The sequence below is a fragment of the Corynebacterium intestinale genome (assembly GCF_023574125.1).
In the GTDB taxonomy this organism is placed as follows: Bacteria; Actinomycetota; Actinomycetes; order Mycobacteriales; family Mycobacteriaceae; genus Corynebacterium; species Corynebacterium hesseae.
In genome coordinates this window covers 423,704-442,236 of sequence record NZ_JAMKFF010000001.1, presented here as the reverse complement: position 1 = coordinate 442,236, position 18,533 = coordinate 423,704, and the positions used below count along the sequence as shown (strand labels likewise).

Annotated in this window: 19 protein-coding genes; 7 read left to right on the top strand and 12 right to left on the bottom strand. The window is 59.6% G+C overall.

The genetic code is table 11. The annotated features are described in order from the left end of the window. Positions 1-3: 3 nt before the first annotated feature. From coaD to M5J06_RS01995, 6 genes are read right to left on the bottom strand one after another with little or no spacing between them, the layout of a single operon-like run. Positions 4-480: a pantetheine-phosphate adenylyltransferase gene (coaD, locus tag M5J06_RS02020; RefSeq protein ID WP_070524357.1), complete on the bottom strand. Its 477-nt coding sequence runs from the start codon at positions 478-480 to the stop codon at positions 4-6. Between the two features lie 2 nt (positions 481-482). After that, complete coding sequence (gene rsmD / locus M5J06_RS02015) at positions 483-1,085, bottom strand: 16S rRNA (guanine(966)-N(2))-methyltransferase RsmD (protein ID WP_070532990.1); 603 nt, start codon at positions 1,083-1,085, stop codon at positions 483-485. A 42-nt stretch (positions 1,086-1,127) separates the two neighbouring features. Continuing rightward, the gene (locus tag M5J06_RS02010) at positions 1,128-3,224 is read right to left on the bottom strand and encodes an ATP-dependent DNA helicase RecG (RefSeq protein WP_070623524.1); all 2,097 of its coding nucleotides are present in this window, start codon (positions 3,222-3,224) and stop codon (positions 1,128-1,130) included. Positions 3,225-3,227: 3 nt separating this feature from the next. Further along, positions 3,228-4,613, bottom strand: a complete 1,386-nt coding sequence (locus tag M5J06_RS02005; RefSeq protein ID WP_070623527.1) for a DAK2 domain-containing protein — start codon at positions 4,611-4,613, stop codon at positions 3,228-3,230. Positions 4,614-4,623: 10 nt separating this feature from the next. Further along, positions 4,624-5,232: a uracil-DNA glycosylase gene (locus tag M5J06_RS02000; RefSeq protein ID WP_185963192.1), complete on the bottom strand. Its 609-nt coding sequence runs from the start codon at positions 5,230-5,232 to the stop codon at positions 4,624-4,626. A 35-nt stretch (positions 5,233-5,267) separates the two neighbouring features. Then, positions 5,268-6,266 (bottom strand): thiamine-phosphate kinase, encoded by a 999-nt coding sequence (locus M5J06_RS01995; protein ID WP_070623533.1) that lies wholly within the window; start codon positions 6,264-6,266, stop codon positions 5,268-5,270. Positions 6,267-6,323: 57 nt separating this feature from the next. Between M5J06_RS01995 and M5J06_RS01990 the strand changes: the two genes are divergently transcribed. Beyond that, complete coding sequence (locus tag M5J06_RS01990) at positions 6,324-7,238, top strand: DUF3515 domain-containing protein (protein WP_070623535.1); 915 nt, start codon at positions 6,324-6,326, stop codon at positions 7,236-7,238. A gap of 50 nt (positions 7,239-7,288) precedes the next feature. Here M5J06_RS01990 and M5J06_RS01985 read toward each other — a convergent pair whose 3' ends face one another. Beyond that, the gene (locus tag M5J06_RS01985) at positions 7,289-8,359 is read right to left on the bottom strand and encodes a D-alanine--D-alanine ligase family protein (RefSeq protein ID WP_070524372.1); all 1,071 of its coding nucleotides are present in this window, start codon (positions 8,357-8,359) and stop codon (positions 7,289-7,291) included. A 21-nt stretch (positions 8,360-8,380) separates the two neighbouring features. Continuing rightward, entirely contained in the window at positions 8,381-9,379 is a 999-nt protein-coding gene (locus M5J06_RS01980) for an NAD(P)H-dependent glycerol-3-phosphate dehydrogenase (protein ID WP_144675796.1), read from the bottom strand. 147 nt (positions 9,380-9,526) lie between these two features. Here M5J06_RS01980 and M5J06_RS01975 point away from each other — a divergent pair, with 147 nt between their 5' ends. Beyond that, complete coding sequence (locus M5J06_RS01975) at positions 9,527-10,525, top strand: NUDIX hydrolase (protein WP_070708422.1); 999 nt, start codon at positions 9,527-9,529, stop codon at positions 10,523-10,525. 46 nt (positions 10,526-10,571) lie between these two features. On the opposite strand, the gene M5J06_RS01970 is transcribed toward M5J06_RS01975, so the two are convergent. The 3 genes from M5J06_RS01970 to leuC all read right to left on the bottom strand — a co-directional run bounded on the left by M5J06_RS01970 (position 10,572) and on the right by leuC (position 13,605). Beyond that, entirely contained in the window at positions 10,572-11,480 is a 909-nt protein-coding gene (locus tag M5J06_RS01970) for a hypothetical protein (protein ID WP_250223839.1), read from the bottom strand. Positions 11,481-11,555: 75 nt separating this feature from the next. Continuing rightward, complete coding sequence (gene leuD / locus M5J06_RS01965) at positions 11,556-12,146, bottom strand: 3-isopropylmalate dehydratase small subunit (protein ID WP_070682996.1); 591 nt, start codon at positions 12,144-12,146, stop codon at positions 11,556-11,558. 16 nt (positions 12,147-12,162) lie between these two features. Continuing rightward, positions 12,163-13,605: a 3-isopropylmalate dehydratase large subunit gene (gene leuC, locus M5J06_RS01960; RefSeq protein WP_250223838.1), complete on the bottom strand. Its 1,443-nt coding sequence runs from the start codon at positions 13,603-13,605 to the stop codon at positions 12,163-12,165. A gap of 48 nt (positions 13,606-13,653) precedes the next feature. On the opposite strand from leuC, the gene M5J06_RS01955 reads away from it, so the two are divergent. Next, the gene (locus M5J06_RS01955; protein WP_070524385.1) at positions 13,654-14,367 is read left to right on the top strand and encodes an IclR family transcriptional regulator; all 714 of its coding nucleotides are present in this window, start codon (positions 13,654-13,656) and stop codon (positions 14,365-14,367) included. Between the two features lie 76 nt (positions 14,368-14,443). Here M5J06_RS01955 and M5J06_RS01950 read toward each other — a convergent pair whose 3' ends face one another. Next, a complete protein-coding gene (locus M5J06_RS01950; protein ID WP_246816443.1) occupies positions 14,444-15,190 on the bottom strand; it encodes a chymotrypsin family serine protease in 747 nt (248 codons plus the stop codon). Positions 15,191-15,413: 223 nt separating this feature from the next. On the opposite strand from M5J06_RS01950, the gene M5J06_RS01945 reads away from it, so the two are divergent. The 4 genes from M5J06_RS01945 (at position 15,414) to M5J06_RS01930 (ending at position 18,256) form a co-directional block, all read left to right on the top strand. Further along, positions 15,414-15,704 carry a hypothetical protein gene (locus M5J06_RS01945; RefSeq protein ID WP_070708426.1) on the top strand — a complete coding sequence of 97 codons (291 nt, stop codon included), beginning with the start codon at positions 15,414-15,416 and terminating at the stop codon, positions 15,702-15,704. 115 nt (positions 15,705-15,819) lie between these two features. Beyond that, positions 15,820-16,536: a hypothetical protein gene (locus M5J06_RS01940; RefSeq protein ID WP_250223837.1), complete on the top strand. Its 717-nt coding sequence runs from the start codon at positions 15,820-15,822 to the stop codon at positions 16,534-16,536. A gap of 270 nt (positions 16,537-16,806) precedes the next feature. After that, positions 16,807-17,634: a TIGR04255 family protein gene (locus M5J06_RS01935; RefSeq protein ID WP_250223836.1), complete on the top strand. Its 828-nt coding sequence runs from the start codon at positions 16,807-16,809 to the stop codon at positions 17,632-17,634. Then, the gene (locus M5J06_RS01930; protein ID WP_250223835.1) at positions 17,615-18,256 is read left to right on the top strand and encodes a helix-turn-helix domain-containing protein; all 642 of its coding nucleotides are present in this window, start codon (positions 17,615-17,617) and stop codon (positions 18,254-18,256) included. Before M5J06_RS01935 ends, M5J06_RS01930 begins: the two co-directional genes overlap by 20 nt. Positions 18,257-18,533 lie beyond the last annotated feature (277 nt).

The following is an 18,533-nucleotide window of genomic DNA, read 5'->3' as shown; positions in this document are numbered from 1 at the left end:
CCCTTAGCCTCGGTAGCGTTCCATGACAGCAGCAGCCACATGCTCCGGGAACATACCCTTGACGTCGCCTCCGTAGTGTGCCACCTGCTTGCACAGCGAGGAGGAAATGTAGCCATACTTCTCATCTGTTAGCAAGAAGACCGTATCGATTCCGGAAAGGCGCCGGTTCATCTGCGCCATGGGCAGCTCGTATTCATAGTCCAAGGAGGAGCGAAGGCCCTTCACAATCGTGTCTATGCCATGCGCGCTGGTGTAGTCCACGAGCAGACCGCCCCACCAGTCCACCTCGATTTCCGGGGCGACGGTACGGCGAATCAAATCCACGCGCTCCTCCACGCTGAACAACCCGGAAGGCTTGTCTGGGTTGCCCGTCACCAGCACCGTGACCTTGTCAAAGAGCTCGCTCGCACGGTTAAACACGTCAACGTGCCCTAGCGTGATGGGATCGAAAGAGCCGGGGCATACGGCGTGGGTCGGCATGGCTAGTCCTCCTGGTTGTCGGTGTGATTGGTGTCCGAGGTCTCCGCGTCGCGGTGATAAATCGCCATATCAAAACGCGCGATACCGAAGGTCCGCTTCTTGAGCTTCTGACCGGTGGGCTCGAAACCTTCCGGCCATTGTGTCTGGGGCGAATTTACATGGCGCTCGATGACAACAATCGCGGCATCATCCAGCACCGGCTCGATCGCAGCGAGAAGCCCGTCGACGTCATCGAAGCTATACGGCGGATCCGCGAGCACCATGTCGAAATAGCCGCGCGGTGCGGTGGCCAGGTAGGAGGAGGCATTCATTTCTCGTACCTCTACGCGCGGGTGCTTGACCACCCCAATGTTATGGCGGATGACCTTTACGGCCGCGGCGTTGTTCTCGACGAGGACGACTTCTTCGGCACCGCGGCTGGCCGCCTCCAGACCCAGCGCACCTGAGCCCGCAAACAGATCCAGCACGCGGGAATCAATGAAACCCCAACGCACGTTCAGAGATGAGAAAAGGCCCTCACGGGCACGGTCGGACGTGGGCCTAGTCCCGGCTTCGGGCACCTTAATGGTGCGCCCGCGGGCCTCCCCGGCGATGATTCTGGTCATGGCTTCTACCCTATCTCCCCTGTCCCTGCCGCGGAGACTCCCCTAGTTCTTCTCTAAAAAGCCCTGCTCATCGGCGCTCAGGTTGTGCGTCAACTGCTCCGCCAGGTCAGGATTGCGCTCAACCAATGCGGCGGCATCGGCATGCGTGCGCTCGATGATGTCCCTGTCATAAACAAGGTCGAGCAATTTGAGCGTGCGCTTCGTGCCGGATTGGAGTGTTCCCAAGATGTCGCCTTCGTGGCGTTGCGTGAGATCCAATTCGGCAAGGTCAAAGCCGGACGGCGTATCCGCAATGGCTTTGATACGTCGAAAGGACTTGCTGTCAGGCTCAGCCAGCGTATGCAGCAAACACACGGATTCGTTTCCGCCGCGGCCCACGCGCCCGCGCAGCTGATGCAACTGCGAGACTCCAAAATTCTCTGATTCACGGATGAGCATGACGGTGGCATTGGGCACATCGACGCCGACCTCAATGACCGTGGTGGCCACGAGGACGTCAATCTCCCCGCGGGCGAATCGCTCCATCACCTCATCCTTATCAGGCATCTTGCCGTGGAGCATCTCCACTCGAAGCCCGCGAAAAGGCAGGTTGCGCAATTGCACAGACATGGTTTCCACCCCGCCCTCGCCTTCAATTCGCGGGCAGACGATATAGGCCTGGTGGCCTTTGCTCACCTCTTCGCGAATGCGCTCGATGGCGCGTCGCACCCATTCCGGTTTCCATTCAGGCACCACCGCCGAGAGGATGGGTTTGCGCCCACCGGGCAGCTCCTTGAGCGTCGAGACTGCCAGGTCACCGAAGACGGTCATGGCAATGGTGCGCGGAATGGGGGTTGCTGTCATCACCAACACGTGCGGGCTGATGCCCTCACGCGTCTTGGTGCGCAGACTATCGCGCTGCTCCACGCCGAAGCGGTGTTGCTCATCCACGATGACCAGGCCAAGATCGAAAAACTCTACGCTGTCTTGGATGATGGCGTGGGTGCCGATGACGATATCGGCCTCACCAGAAACAATCTCCAGCAGCGCCTTGCGCTTCTCCGCCGTCTTCATCGACCCGGTCAAGACCGTAACGGTGACACCATCCGGAACGCTGGCGCTTATCGACGCCCCATGCTGCGCCGCCAGCACCTCCGTCGGCGCCAAGAGCGCGGCCTGCTTGCCGGCGTCTACCGCTTGCAGCATGGCACACGTGGCAACGAGCGTTTTTCCTGAGCCCACCTCACCTTGCAGCAGTCGCATCATGGGCGCGGTGCCGCAGAGATCAGCATCGATTTCGGCAATGACGCGGCGTTGGCCGTCGGTCAGCGCAAAGGGCAGCTCAGAAAGCAGCTCATCGCGGTAGCCCTCCAGAATGGCCGGCATCGGGGTTGCCGTGCGCGCCTTGACGTCGCGCTGACGGAGGGCCATGACCAATCCGATCGACAAGGCCTCGTTGTATTTCAGGCGCTGGATGGCGCGTTCCGGCCCGCTGTCTCCCGGTTCGTGGATTTCGCGCACGGCTTGATCCAGGGTGACCATCATCCGATAGTCCAGCGGCTCCGGAATAGGCGAGGTGTGTTCGAGCACCTTGTGGATGGCACCCATGATGTACCACGACGTCACCTTCCCGCTGGCCGGGTAGACGGGGATCCATTCACGTTGCAAGAAGGTGTCTAGTGAACCGAACTGGGAGAGCTTTTTGAGCGAGCCTGTCCCCTGCCCGGTTGCGCTATCCAGTAGGGACTCCTGATAGCGGCCGGGATCAAGGATGAGAAAGTCGGGGTGCTGCAGGCTGGGATATCCGCGAAAGTATTTCAGCTTGCCGGAGAGCATGACGCGCATACCTCGGCCCAGCACGCGCTGGACGTAGTGCGCGTTAAAGAAGGAGGCTTGGACTCCGTTATCCATGTAGAGGATAAACACCATGGCTTTAGAGGTGTGCTTGACGCGGGCCTCCTCAATGACGCCGGTGATGGTGACGTGATCTCCGTCCTCGGCACCGCCGAGGCCCACGTCCTTGTTGTGGCGGATATAGTCACGCGGATAATGGCTAAGCAGCTCCCCGCACGTGGTGTAGCCGAAGGCGCGCTTGAACGCCGCGGCATCCTTCTTCGCCAGTACTTCCGTCAGCGCCCGATCGTCTTGCCATCCCAGCATGGTCTACTCCACCCCGATCTCCGTGCGCAATCCGGGAACTCGAAGCACAACGACGTCGACACCAAGAATCTGCGTCAACTCTTCAGCATCGATGTCACAGCCGGACAACACAGTGATTTGTTCGCCCCCATAGGCCAACTGGGTGCGGCATGCCGCGATGATGCCGTCGAGGCTTTCTGTTTCCGGATGAGCCACCCGCATGGAACGCGCGGCATCGGACATAGCGGCCACTACTTCGGCCGAACGAGAGGGGTTGGGCGAATACACCGATAGCGCGGCGAGCCCGGCCACGATGGAGCCAGTCGGTATGACTGTCGCCCTGCCTGGATCCCCACCGCACCCGTTGGGCAGGAAAAGATCGCCTACCGCAGCGTTCTCTAGATCCTCGCCGGGCCCAATTGCTCGCGCCCCAGCCTTCTCAAATAGCTCCCGCGCGGCACCTTCGGGCACCGCGGCAAAAATGCGCCGCTGCGGGCTCTCGCCCTCGCTGTGCTTCGTGGCGCACGCCCCCGCCTCTGCGGGCGGCAGCGCTTCGAGCCGCAGGTTGCTGACCTTTCCCAGGCCGTAGGCCTTTTCGATCACCGTGCCGGCCTCAGAACTATGGATGTGAACGCTGCCAGAGGTGTCCGTCGCCCGCGCGATGACGAGGCTATTGCCCAGCGGGGCCAAGGTTTGTTCAACCTCAGCGAGGTTTCCCTCAAAGAAGAAGACGGCTTCGATCTCTGCGAGCTTCTCAGGTTTCTCTGGCGCCGAAACGCTCAACGGCTGGTTGGTGGGTTCTTCACCGGTGACCTGTGCAAGGAGGCACTCCAGCAGAATCACGAAGCCGGTACCGCCGGCATCCACGACACCTGCCTCGCGCAGCGCGGGCAGTTGCGACGGAGTCTGCGCCAAGGCCTGCCGTGCGGCGTCGAGTGCCGCGACCAGGATGCCGTGTAGCTGGGCACCGGGCTGCCCGGCGGCCTCACTGGCAGCGGCCGCCGCAGCGCGCAAAACGGTAATGATGGTGCCTTCTACTGGGGCGGCAAGCGCGCGATCGACCAACGTGACAGCCAGCGTCAAAGCATCAGCGAGGACCGCACCATCTACGCGCGAGTCCGTTGTGGCATCGGCAACGCCACGCAGCACCTGCGAGAGCACCATCCCCGAGTTGCCGCGGGCACCGCGCACCGAGCCGATGGCCAATGCTTCGGCGACGTCCGCCTCACCCTTATCGGCCTCCGCCAAGGCGGACTCCATGGTGTGCGCCATGTTGGATCCCGTATCCGAATCGGGCACCGGGAAAACGTTGAGGGCATTGATTTCAGCGCGGCGGCGCTGCAGCTCCTCCACGGTTCGTGCGGCCCACTCGTGCAAACCACGAGCATCCAACTCGGCGGGATATGACATGGTGGCTAGTTTACAAGCGCCAGTCCACCGCGGGGACGCCACGGGCTTCTAAGGCCGCGTTTGCGCGGGAGAAAGGGCGCGAGCCGAAGAAGCCACGCCGCGCTGACAACGGCGAGGGATGCGGGGAAGTAATACAGTCCGTGCCCGGTAGGAAGGCCTGGCAGGACTGGGCGTCGCGGCCCCACAGGATGGCCACGATATCGCGCCCCGCCAGCGCCCTAATGGCGGCCTCGGTAATCGCCTCCCACCCGAGGCGGCGGTGCGAGCCCGCCTGGCCCGGGGCCACGGTGAGTACCCGGTTGAGCAGTAGCACGCCCTGGTCAAACCAGGCCCGCAGGTCACCATCGGCGCGGCCGGGGATGCCGAGGTCGGCGCCAAGCTCGGCGTAGATATTCTTCAGCGAACGCGGGGCCGGAACACCCGGCCGCGTGGAAAAGGACAAGCCCATGGCATGCCCCGGTGTGGGATAGGGATCCTGGCCCACGATGAGCACCCGCACGTCCTCGAGGGGCATCGACAGGGCGGCGAAGACGTCCTCGGCCGGTGGCAAGAACTCTGCCCCAATCGAGCGCTCGATGCGTGGGAGGTTGTCCTCCAAGGCCTGCCTGATGTGCGGCATCCAAGAATAGTGGATGTGAGAAGTATCGATGTGGCTCACGCAAATCCCTCCCAGCCCTCGCTATAGCGAGGTTCCTCTCCATTGATAGTTACTCCGGTGCCGCGCATCACCCGGCCAATTTCCCGGAACCCAGAGGGGGCAGCCTTAAACGTCGTAGCCAACAGCGTGTGGTCCTCCCCACCCGCCAAGACCCACTCCCAAGGGTCGATGCCGAGCACCGCACCGGCGGCGGCCACAAGCGGATCGGGGGCAATGGCGCCGCGGTCAAAATCGATGCGCACCCCGGAGCGCTCGGCCAAGTGCCCCACATCGCGCACGAGTCCATCCGAGTTATCCGTCATCGCGGTCGAGCCGGTTGCCCGAGCGATGACGCCGCGCCCGGGTGCGAGGGTGGGCGCGCAGTGGGCGTCGATCAGCGGCCAGAGCTCGTCCAGCTCCGGGGGCAGCGCGCGGCCAAAACGTTGTAAGAGGGCCAAGCCCGCTCCGGAATACCCAATCTTGCCGTGCGCCACTAGCTTCTGGCCCGCACGCGCACCATCCAGAGTTAACGGTGCGCCGCTTCCGCCCAAAGAGCCCATCGCTGTGACGTTGATGACCAGGCTGTCGCTGCGGGTCAAATCACCGCCGACCAGCTCGGCGTTGTACACCGCGCAGCGCTCAGCAATGCCTTGCGCTATTCCACGCACGAAATCCACCGGGGTATCGCCCGGGGCGGCGATCGCCAGAAGCGCTGCAGTGGGCCGAGCCCCCATTGCCTCAATATCGGCAAAGTTGCGCACGATGGCCTTGTGACCGACTTCCGCGGCGGTGGACCAGTCCCGCCGAAAATGCCGGCCTTCCACCATCATGTCCGTCGAGGCCACAGTGCGTGAATTAGGCGCCGCCGGATAAAGCACCGCGGCATCATCGCCGTTGAGCGCGCTCGGCGCTGCGGTGACGATTTCATGGATAACGTGCCGTTCGCCGGCTTGGTCGAGGGTATGGGATAAACCCACCGTCACGGACTCCTTTTCCTTGCGCAGATGGCGCACCATTCTGGTATGCCTTCAACGTTCGTTCTTCTTGGGCTATCAGCGATAGGATAAGCCCCTATGGATACCCAATTTAACCGCACCGCTATATACATCTCACTCGGGATTGCCATCGCGATGGTCTTCGCGGTGATTTTTGGGGCAAAGTACGTCATCACCAGCGCCGCGCAACAGCCGGTGGCGCTGCCTCCCACTCCGTCTGAAGCAGCGGACTCCCCCGAATGCGCCGCTGTCGTCGACGCTCTGCCGGAAAAGCTCATGGGATACTCACGGGTCAAACTCGTCGACCCAGCCCCGGCGGGTGCCGCAGCCTGGACGAAGAGCTCGGAGGACAAAGTAACTCTGCGCTGTGGCGTTGACCTGCCGCAGCAGTTTACGGATTATTCCCAGACCATCGAGGCCGACGGCGAATCCTGGTTGCAGGTCATTGACGCCACCCCCGGCTCGAACCTCACGACGTGGTACAGCACCCAGCGCACTCCTGCGGTCGCCGTGACTACGCCTACAGGCGACGCACAGTCCGACGCCCCGCAAGGGCTAACAGAAGCCCTCAACAAACTAGATAAGAAGCCTCAAGACCCCAATCCGGCACCGCTATCCAAACTCAAGGCAGGTCCGGATTCCATGTGCCCCGCACTGGACAAGGCTCTGCCAGACTCACTCGCAGAGGGCTATACGCGCCGCACGGATGCTGGCGATAAGAACACCTGGGTCTACAGCGCGCCGGGCTATGAGGAAATAGTTGTGCGCTGCGGTGTCGCCGCTCCGGAGAACTACCGCGCGGGCGTTCAGCTCCAGCAGGTTAATGACGTCCCTTGGTTCGAGGACACCACGCTGGCGGAAGGCACCACGGCCGGCACGTGGTTCGCGCTCGGCCGCGCGGAGGACCTCGCGCTGTCTGCCCCGCAAGAAGCGGCGAACTCGGCACTGGTGCGGCTTAGCGACGCCCTCGTTGAAGCCACCCCCGCTCAGTAGGTGTCGCGGCCTCTTTCTTCACCACCTTCCTTTCGCGCACTGCTCAGGGACTAGGAACGCGCGAGGGCGGTCTGGATGAGAGTATCGAGCAGCTCGGCGTAACCCACTCCCACGGCGGCGAAGACCTGCGGGTACATCGAAATCGGCGTGAATCCAGGGAAGGTATTGATCTCGTTGATGCAATAAGAGTCTTCGCTAACGAAGAAATCCACGCGCGACAGCCCCGTTGCGCCCAGCGCCCGGAAGGCCTCGATGGCGCGCTGACGCAGCTCGTCGATGAGCTCCGCGCTCAGCGGCGCAGGAATCGCCGCCGACACTCCCTCATCGATGTACTTGGCGTCGAAGTCATAAAAGCCTTCCTCCGACTCGGTGGTCCCCAAAAGCTTGGCCGGAACAGAGGCTTGCAGGCTTCCGTCCGGGTGCTCGAGGACGCCCACCTCAACCTCGTCTCCGCGGATCTCTGGCTCGACTAGGACCTTGTCATCGGACTCATAAGCCAGGGCCAGCGCCGCGTCAAAATCTTCCCACGCGGAAACCTTGGAGACACCGATGGAGGAACCGCCCCGCGCCGGCTTCACGAAGACAGGCAAACCAAGGCGCTCTTTCTGAGCATCATTCAGCGTATCTCCACCGCTAAGCACTTCTTGGGGTGCGACGGGAAGACCTTCGGCCACCAGGAGCTTCTTGGTGAACTCCTTGTCCATACCCACCGCAGAGGCCAGTACGCCCGCGCCGACGTAGGGGATTCCGGAAAGCTCAAAAAGGCCCTGTACCGTGCCATCTTCCCCATAGGGTCCATGGAGAACCGGAACGATGACATCCACCTCTGTGTAGTGCTCGTGGCGGGTGACATTGTGGATGCGCCCCCGTGTTGCGGGGTTGAGAGATAGTGCCAACTCATCGTGGAGTTCCACCTCAGGCAGGCGCCCATCGACAATGGCGAGGCCCGCGCGGTTGCCCTGGGTCCAGGTGCCTTCCCGCGTGATACCGATCGGCACGACCTCATACTTTTCCGGATCTAGGTGCTCCATGATCGCGCCGGCGGAAATGCACGACACCGAGTGCTCGGAGCTGCGGCCGCCGTACACAACGGCTACGCGCACAGGTTTCGCTTCAGTCATACCGAGCAACTTTACTCGGCTTTACTCAGCTTTCTTGGTACGACCCATCAGAGCGACGATCATGTCGTCGACAGTCACGCCGCGGTGACACACTCCATAGACCGCCTGGGTAATGGGCATCTCCACGCCCGCGCGCTGCGCCAACCTAAAGATGGAATCGGAAGAGATAACGCCTTCCGCGACCTGCCCGTTGGTGGCCGCGGTAGCTTCCTCCAGAGTCCCGCCCTGGCCAAGGCGGTAGCCAAAGGTTCGGTTGCGCGAAAGCGTCGAGCTGCACGTCGCCACCAGGTCACCCATTCCAGCTAGTCCAGAGAAGGTAAATGGATCCGCGCCCAGTTTCACACCAAGGCGGGTAATCTCAGCCAGCCCGCGCGTGATAATGGTCGCCATCGTGTTATTGCCCAACCCCTTGCCAGCGGCCATACCACACGCAAGAGCAATAACGTTCTTGCAAGCGCCACCAATTTCTGCGCCGATAACATCGGTGTTGGTATAGGGGCGGAAATATGGAGCGGCAGCTGCGTGCTGGACGGCCTCCGCGCGAGCAGCATCGCTGCAGGCAATAACCGTGGCAGCCGGCTGTTCCTGGGCCACCTCCTTGGCCAAGTTGGGCCCTGAGAGCACGGCAATGCGGCCAGTGGATACGCCGGCGGCGTCCGCGATGACCTCGCTCATCAAGTTAAGCGTGGCTTTCTCCACGCCCTTCGAAATTGAGACCAAGGTAGCGTCCTCCGGCAAGAGCGGCGCCCATTTCTCCAGGTTTCCGCGAAGGGTCTGAGAAGGAACGCCGAAGATGACGATGTCTGCGGCTTCCAAAGCAGCGGCGGGTTCGGTGGTTGCCCGGATCGACTCAGGCAGTAAGAGCTCCGGGAGATAGTCCGGGTTTTCGTGGCGCGTGTTGATGGTGTTTGCCAGTTCCTCGCGGCGCGCCCACAAGCTGACGTCATTGCCGGCGTCAGCAAAGACTTTCGCCAGCGTGGTTCCCCACGAACCCGCGCCCATTACTGCCACGTTTGCCATGTGCCACCTCACGATCAATTCCACTGCATCGACTTTTCCCATTAAAGCACGCCCGGCATTGAAATACGTTCGGCGCGTAAAGCTGCATCGTGGCGGCGAGTGGAGGAAGATGGAGAAGGTCACAAGCTACAGGCACAAAGGAGCAGCATGCCCAAGGCAAAGAACATGCATGAGACGGATAAAGATATCCGATCGGAGGTCTTCATCTCTGGTCGCCACCAGGAGATCCCTGTCGATCCGGCGGATGAGTTCAAGCGGACGACACTTGCCGCTGGCGCGGTTCTCTGGCGTGGGGATCCACACGATCCGGAGGTTGCTATCATCCACCGCCCGCACTACGACGATTGGTCGCTACCTAAGGGCAAGGTCGATCCGGGCGAATCCCTTCCCGTCACCGCCGCGCGCGAGATCTTCGAGGAAACCGGCTACACCGTGCGCCTGGGCAAGCTCATTGGCAAGGTGGCTTATCCCGTTCAAGGACGCACGAAGGTTGTCTACTACTGGCTGGCACGTGTACTCGACGGCGAATACACCACGAATTCGGAGACCGATGAGCTGCGTTGGATGACAATCGACGAGGCCTGCACGCTGCTCTCCTACGACGTTGATACGCAGGTGCTGGCGAAGGCCAAGAAGCGCCTACGCCTGGCTCCGACGACGCGTGTGCTGTATGTGCGCCATGCACGCGCTCACCAGCGCCGCTCCTGGGAGGGCGATGATGACCTGCGCCCGCTGGATAAGAAAGGCCGCCGCCAAGCAGAGATGCTCGTGCCGATGCTCACGCCTTTTCACCCGACCGCCATTTACAGCGCCCCACCGCAGCGCTGCCAGCACACCGCCGCACCGTTGGCGGATGAGCTCGGCATGGACATCGCTGTGAACAAAGCATTTGGCGATGATGTTTTCACCGAATCGCCTGAAGCCGCCCGCGCGGCCTTCCAGCGCGTTGTTGACGGCGGCGGTGTCCCCGTCATTGTGAGCCAGGGACTAACCATTCCGGGAATTATCGAATCCTACGCGCCGAAGTTCATCACGACTCCCATCGACGAGCTCAAGTTCAAGAAGGCTTCGGTGTGGGTGCTCTCCTTCAACGACGGTGAACTTACCGGCGCAGACTACCTCGCTAGCCCGCTGCCCGTGCGATAAGCACTACATCGCCACTTCACTAGGTACCTTTCGCCGCCCTGCTGCTCTATTCCCACCGCACAGCAGGGCGGCGCTGCATAGCGCGGGTGAAAAGGACCATCCCCAAAGCCCAGATCGGGTAGGCGGCAAGGAAGCCGACGATGGGGATAAATATGACAAAGCTCGTGATGAGGGAACAGATCAAGATAAAGAGCAGCGATTGCCCAAGGTTCTCAATGACCAAGTTCAAAGCCTCCCGGAAGCACTCCATGAGAGGCTTATCCGGGGCATCAGCCTTGATGACAGGCGCTGGCCACAGAAGCGCAAAGAGAATCAGTCCGGGGAAGCCGCCCGCAATTGTTCCGAGCATTGCCAAAATAAAGAAGCAAGCATAGACGCCGGCGCAACCATTCAGCTGGGCAAACCTAAAGTAGTCGCGGAAGGTGACCTTCTCCCCATCAGCGATCTTCCGGGAGCCATTAAAAAGGTTCGCCATCAGCCAGAAAAGATAAGCGAAGGCGGCTAGCACCATGACAACCATGAGAGGGATCCCCACGGTAGTCGCTAAAGGCTCGATGTCCGTGCCATTTCCTTCCATTACTGCGAATACACCGCCTACAACGGTTCCCGGCACAAGAAGAAGAGCAAACGTGATAATGAGATGCACCAGCATGGCCAGCATTCCTGGCACCGGTTGCTTTAAGTAACCCTTGAATGACTGGCCCAGAATATCCATGGCGTCAATGGGCGGTACGCCTGCCCCGCCGGGTGGGTTGCCAGGTACTGCGCCGGGCTGGTGGTACCCGTAGCTTCCCGTCTGCTGGTAGCCGTAGCCGTTGGGTTGCTGGTAGCCGTAACTCCCGGATTGTTGATAGTCGTAGCCACCGGGCTGGTGATAGTCGTAGCCACCGTACCCGGTGTTGCCGTCGAATTGATTGCCGTTCTCTCTGCTAAAGCCGTCAAAAGGATTAGTCATGCGGAGGATGTTAACGGCGCTATGTGCACCGCGCCACAGGAGGCGGGGAATACTACCCCACCGATGCCGCCTCCGCTAAGACGCAAGGACGCGCGGTTTGAATCCCGGGCGCTTGGATTCAAAGGCATCGATATCGTCCTCGTTACGCAAGGTCAGGCCGATGTCGTCGAGCCCCTCCATAAGGCGCCAACGGGTGTAGTCATCGATATCGAAGGTATAGCTATTGCCGCCCACGGTAACCGTGCGCGCCTCCAAGTCGACGGTGGTTTCGGTCTCCCCGGCCTCCAGCTGCTTCCAGATAAGCTCAATGTCTTCTTGTTCCATGAGTCCCGTCAGCAAGCCTGCTTTACCGGAGTTGCCGCGGAAGATATCTGCGAAGCGCGAGGAGAACACCGCCTTGAAGCCGAATTCCGCAAGCGCCCACACCGCATGCTCACGGGAAGAACCGGTACCAAAGTCCGGGCCTGCGAAGAGCACGGAGCCTTCTTTAAACGGTTCCTGGTTGAGCACGAAGTTCTTATCGCTGCGCCAATTGGAGAACAGGCCGTCGGCAAAGCCGGTGCGCTTCACGGATTTCAGGTAACGCGCGGGAATAATCTGGTCGGTGTCCACATTGGAGACACGCAGCGGAACGCCGACGCCCGTGTGAGTAATAAACTTCTCCATTGTCTTTTTCCTTTCCTTAAGCGCCGGCGAAAGCGGAATCGTCGATGTCTGCTGGTGCGGCCAGGTGGCCCAGAACGGCAGTTGCCGCAGCGACGGCCGGGGACACCAGGTGGGTGCGGCCACCAGGGCCCTGACGGCCCTCAAAGTTGCGGTTGCTTGTCGACGCCGACCTCTCCCCCGGCTTCAGCTGGTCCGGGTTCATGCCCAAGCACATCGAGCAGCCAGCGGTGCGCCACTCGGCGCCGAAGTCGGTGAAGATCTTGTCCAGCCCTTCCTCCTCAGCCTGGGCCTTGACCACGGCCGAAGACGGAACCACCATCATGCGGGTATCAGCCGCGATGCTGCGCCCCTTGACCACTTCGGCGGCCGCGCGCAGATCCTCGATGCGCGCGTTCGTGCACGATCCAAGGAAGACCGTGTCGATCTGGATATCGCGCAGCGGCGTGCCGGGTTTCAGGTCCATGTAGGCCAAGGCCTTCTCGACGGCGGCTTTTTCGCCGTCGTCGCCGCACTCCTCTGGGTCGGGCACCGCAGCGCTCAATGGCAAGCCCTGTCCCGGGTTAGTACCCCAAGTCACGAAAGGCGTCAGCGCGGAGCCGTCGATCTCCACGACGGTGTCGAATTCGGCGCCGTCGTCAGTCGGCAGCGTCTTCCAGTACTCGACGGCCGCGTCCCAATCTTCTCCTTGGGGTGCGAACTCACGGCCCTTGACGTACTCAAAAGTGGTCTCATCCGGAGCCACCATGCCGGCGCGGGCACCGGCCTCGATGGACATATTGCAGATGGTCATGCGGGCTTCCATCGACATCTTGCGAATGGCCTCACCGCGGTACTCGATGATGTGGCCTTGGCCGCCGCCGGTGCCAATCTTGGCAATGATCGCCAAAATCAAATCCTTGGCGGAAACGTCCTCCGCCAGCTCACCGCTGACCTCGATGGCCATTGTTTTAAAGGGCTTAAGTGAAAGTGTCTGGGTGGCCATGACGTGCTCCACCTCAGAGGTACCGATGCCCATGGCAATAGAACCGAAGGCGCCGTGCGTCGACGTGTGCGAGTCACCGCACACGATGGTCATGCCGGGCTGGGTAATGCCCAGCTGAGGACCCACTGTGTGAACGATGCCCTGTTGCGCATCACCCATCGAATGCAGGCGCACGCCGAACTCTTCACAGTTCTTGCGCAGCGTGGATACCTGCGTGCGGGAGACCTCATCCTTGATTTCTAAAAGGTTGCCGGACTTAATACCCACGGTCGGAACGTTATGGTCCTCAGTGGCCAGGTGCAGCTCTGGGTGACGCATCCTGCGACCGGCCAGGCGAAGACCATCGAAAGCCTGCGGGCTGGTAACTTCATGCAAGAGCTGGAAGTCAACATAAAGGAGATCGGGCTCACCGTTCTCACCTTTACGCACGACATGGTCGCGCCATACCTTCTCTGCGAGTGTCAGTTTCTCAGTCATGTGCCTCTCCACTTGAAATCTCAATTAATGGGACGTAGATTTCATTATATGGGAGAGTATAGCGCAGTATCAGGAATTAAGGTATTGGATCGCGCGGTAGCCATCATGATGGCCGCGACCAATCAGCCTTCTACGCTCAACGAGCTTTGTGAGACCACCGGCCTGCCTCGGGCAACGGCACACCGTCTCGCCACAGCGCTCGAGGCGCACCGAATCCTCACCCGCACCCCCGATGGAAAGTGGGGCGCTGGGCCGGCCCTACCCGGCAACCGTGATCGCATAATCGAAACCGCAGGCCCCATTATGGAGGAGCTTCTCGACGCCACCGGTGAGTCCGTCCAGCTTTACGAACTCTCCGGCACCACGCGCACGTGCATCGCCACGCGTGAGCCGGAGATCGGACTCCACAACGTGGTGCCCGTAGGCCGCCAGCTTCCACTCACCTCCGGTTCCGCCGCCCGCGTCTTCGCCGCCTTTGCTGATGTCCATGTTCCCGATGCCATCTTTAGTGAGCACGATGTCGAGCTCGCGCGCACCAACGGCTACTCCGAATCCATCGAAGAGCGCGAGTCAGACCTCGCTTCCGTTTCCGCCCCCGTCTTCGACGGCGCAGGAAACTTCATCGCCGTCCTTTCCGTCTCCGGTTCCGCCGAACGCTTCCGCCCTTCCCCGGCAGAAAAGTTCGCAGATGTCCTGGTTAGCGCATCCAACCGCTTAAGTGCCGCACTCTCCAATGGCACGCCACGCGACGGCCACCGCTAAGACAACCCGCTAAGAACTGGCCACTTAGCGCAGCGCAATGCAGCGCAGAGGAGTCTAAAGCCTCGAGGCTGCGTTCCTAAATACCGAGACCGAAATACATCGCAAGGCCGCGCAGCCCTTCCGGTCCCGCGCTACTCGTCGAGGACAATGCCTCACCTGTTTCTTGGGCCACCCGGACTGGATTTCCTGGCTCCCGGTTGGGGCGGCGCGGCACCCAACCCTGATGTGGCAGGCGCGCTAGTTCATCCGCATGTGGCATGCGCGCATAATTTGAGAATGTAACTGTCCGGCCGTCCCGGTTAGCCTGGGTAATCCCCTGGTAGATGCCCACAACGCCCGGCTGCCCTGGGACGGACACTGCTCCACCGCTATCCCCAGGCGCCAGCGACACATCGGCCGCATAGTTCATGCCCGGAAAGACACCCGGCCCCTTCACCGCGGTGCCACACTGACGCGACGCGGCCTGTCCGTCGAAGCACACCGTTGAGCCTTCACCAGGCACCGGTGCCATGCCATCCCCGGTGAGCGGGTTGCCTGCCGAATAGGTTCCGCCGGCGAATTGAATATAGGCCAAGTCATGCCCCGCTGCCCCCGAGGGCGTGAACCAACGCAACGTTCCTAGGTGCTGGCCTGCTTCGTTATACACTTGTTCGCCATTTAAGCCACAGTGCGCCGAGGTCCACGCCCGATTAGCCTCGACGTAACCAACAGTGCACAACGCGCCATCAGAAGCCGCGATCTTTTGTCCTTGCCGAACCGGCACCCCCTCAGCAGCGGTCGCGGGGGCGGCGAGAGCAAAGGCCAGCGAGCATGCGCCAGCCATGAATGCAAAGCCTGGTAAGACACGGGAAAAGCGAAGTTGCGGAGACCTTTTCATCATCACCCCACTCTAGCCTGGGCTAGGCCAATTCTCCCTTCACGCCCCGCGTTCAGCTCCGGCGATACCCCCACCCACCCCCGCTATTGAAAGTGTATTGGAAACGCGCTTTACTAACATTGACAGCTACTGAAAATGTAGTGAAAATCCCCGACCTCCAGGAGGAGCCATGACCCACACCATCCACGACGAGCACACCCACGTCCACGGCGAAGGCTGCGGCCACGTCGCCTTCCCGCACGGCGATCACACCGACTACGTACACGACGGCCACATTCATCGCGAGCATGAAGGCCACTGGGACGAGTGCGAGGCATCCGAGCACACCGTTCACGATGCCCACGAACACGAGCACGGCGAGGGTTGCGGGCACGTCGCTATTCCCCATGGCGACCACGTGGACTACCTGCATGATGGTCACCGCCACGCGGCACATGACGGCCACTGGGATTGCCACTAAGAGCTACCCCGATTCTGTTTATTGAGCTGCCCACTCTGAGTGCACGTCACTGTTATTGGGCAGCTTTCCCCGTTTTCCCCAGCGCATCGCCACACATCTCGTTAGGGTGGGCTTTATGACTTCCACGCGCGCCCACCGTCCCATCGCAGCTTTTGCAGCCATAATCACCGCCGGTGTTCTAACAGTCGGATGCTCCACGTCATCCGAGATGGCAGCGCCGTCGAGGACGGAAACGGCATCGGGTGAGCCAACGTTTGAGAACACTTACCCGGCATTTCAGCCGCTTAACGATGACGCTGAGCTTCACGTTCCGAACACTGTCGACGAGGCAGCCCCCGACGACCCTGAACCAACCTTGCCGGACAACGCAGGCAATCAGCCTGCGGACCAGGCTCAACAGCCGGATACTCAAGCGCAGGACATACAAGGAGCCCAAGCTGCCCAACCAGCCACAGGCCAACACCAGACTTCTCCGACTGCACAAACAGCCACGTATAACAGCCTTTCTGAACAACTCCCCGAGGGCGACGCCAACGGCGCGTCAGTCAACGTTTACGGCACGCCCGCCACTGTGTGCCAGATGGGCGATGGCTATAACATCGCTTTCGTCATGGCCGGTACGAACACCAGTTGCGATTTCGCCCGTTCCACAGCAGGCCGCTTGATGACCTTGGCGCCAGGCTCTAAAGACGACCTCCGGTCCTTCATCCCCGGACAGGTCACCGTCAACAGCCCCATTACCCAACAGAACTATTCACTGACATGCCAAACCGATGAGCACGAGGTCATTCGCTGCACCGGCGGCAATAACGCTGAGATCCTCATTGTCTAGTCTTTAGCCCAAACCGAAAAGGCGGCGAGCATGACGCTTGCCGCCTTTTATTTTGGCGGTTTCACGAAACTCCCTCACCAGTCTGAACCCCTGGCCTGCTAATACCCCTGCACCACAGAATTTCGGGGCTTGCACCACGAAAAGGCGGCTACCAGCTTCGACATTCACAGACATGATTGATTGCCAGGGGAAGCTATTACGCTACGCAATTACCTAGCGGTTACTGTTTTGGTTTCACTACGGGTTTCAATCCTGTTGTAGAATAATCGTATGCCAACTCTAAAAATTTACCCCAACGATCCATTAGCTCTTGTTTCATGTCAGATCGACATTAAAGTGGAAAAAATCCCAACACTTACGACAAGTCGCGAGCTGCAAGAATTCTTACCGGAGCGTAAAGACCTGCTCTCTCACCAAATCAAGATCGATCAGGAGTCTCCGGAAGCCGCAACTACTAAAGTAATTTCGTCCCCGAGGTGGCTGTCCCGAGATAGAAGAATGCATCATTATTTGCAGTTTTCCCCGCTCGATCCCGATGGATCGATAATCGTCACCGCAGTAGTTGAAACCACCGACTACAAAGGGTTTGAAAAATTCAACCAACTTGTATCCGCCGCCATAGAAAACTTACTTGACTCAGTTCAAAACCCAGATCTTAGGCGAATTGAACTTAGATACCTCGATGAGCTTCGCGTACCCTCAGACAGCACCACTGGTCATATCGATTGGCAGCTCTGGGTTTCGGAGGATTTGCTGCGTCCTCTCAAACCAATTCGTAACTTTGTTCAAAGCCCCATCCCGCTACAAACTTTGTCTGTCCTACAGGCCGAAGATGATAAATTTGTGAAGATCCGACACGGGCAGGGTCAGGGATATGAATTTGAGGGTGTAAATGACTTTTCCCGTGAATTGCCATCACCTGGGCCGTATTTTCTGCTAGATATCACAACCGAGTCGTTTTTTACCCCCGAAACTCCTCTCCAGGCTTTGCCTCAAAAACTTGACGATCTCCACACTACAGCTCGCGGAGTATTTGAATCCCTAATAACCGATAAATTCCGAAAAGAGGTACTTGAAAATGACCGACACTCTAAATAAAATCACAGACCTTTCTCTAGAAACATTCCCATCCCAGCGGGGCACACTTAACCCCTTATCAAAGCTAGTAGAGGACGCAGGATACTTAAGCACAAAAGCTCAGGTTGTTTCTTCTGAAGCTGACCAAGTTCATGAAGACTCTCAAATAAAGTATTGGAGAGTAACGACCAATGAGATGCGCAAACGTCCAGCACTAGAACTCCTTGAAACGTTGGCAGATGAAGGATTTTCTTGGCGGCACATCGCACAGATGATCGGTGTCTCCGTCCCTGCAGTTAGAAAATGGCGAAATGGGTCCAAAGTGTCACCTGATAGTCACCTTGAGCTGGCAGCGACAACCGCCCTAACCCACATAATTTCGACGCAGTATATTGTTCCTGATGTCGCATCGTGGTTCGAAATTCCAATCATCAAGGGCATACCAATTACACCAATTGATTTATATTCTTCCAACCGACCAGACCTAGTTTTTAGGTTAGCAACACAGCATTCTGATCCTGAAGAGATCATGACAAGATTCAATTCTCAATGGCGAGAAGAGTACAAATCTAACTTTAAGGCTGTTATCGCAAATGACGGCTCCTACTCGATAGTGCCGGTCGATTCCCCCGAAAAGGATTAATAAGAGTTCCAATGTCTATTAGCCTTGAAAGTCCATTTCGTAATGGAAAGTTAACTGGGGAACAGCTCTATTTGGCACAGGGCAACGATGTAAGTCCTTATCGGCCCGTTCTCACCGGTGATGTGTTTCTCATTAAGCTCAGCGCTGATCCTTCCGCTAAAGCCCGTCCCGTCGTTATCCTGCAACATCCATGCTCCATGCGATCTAATGGGATCACTCTGCGTTCGAGACTCTTAGTCGCTCAAATAAAGAAGACGAAGCCATGGGTCGAATCAGA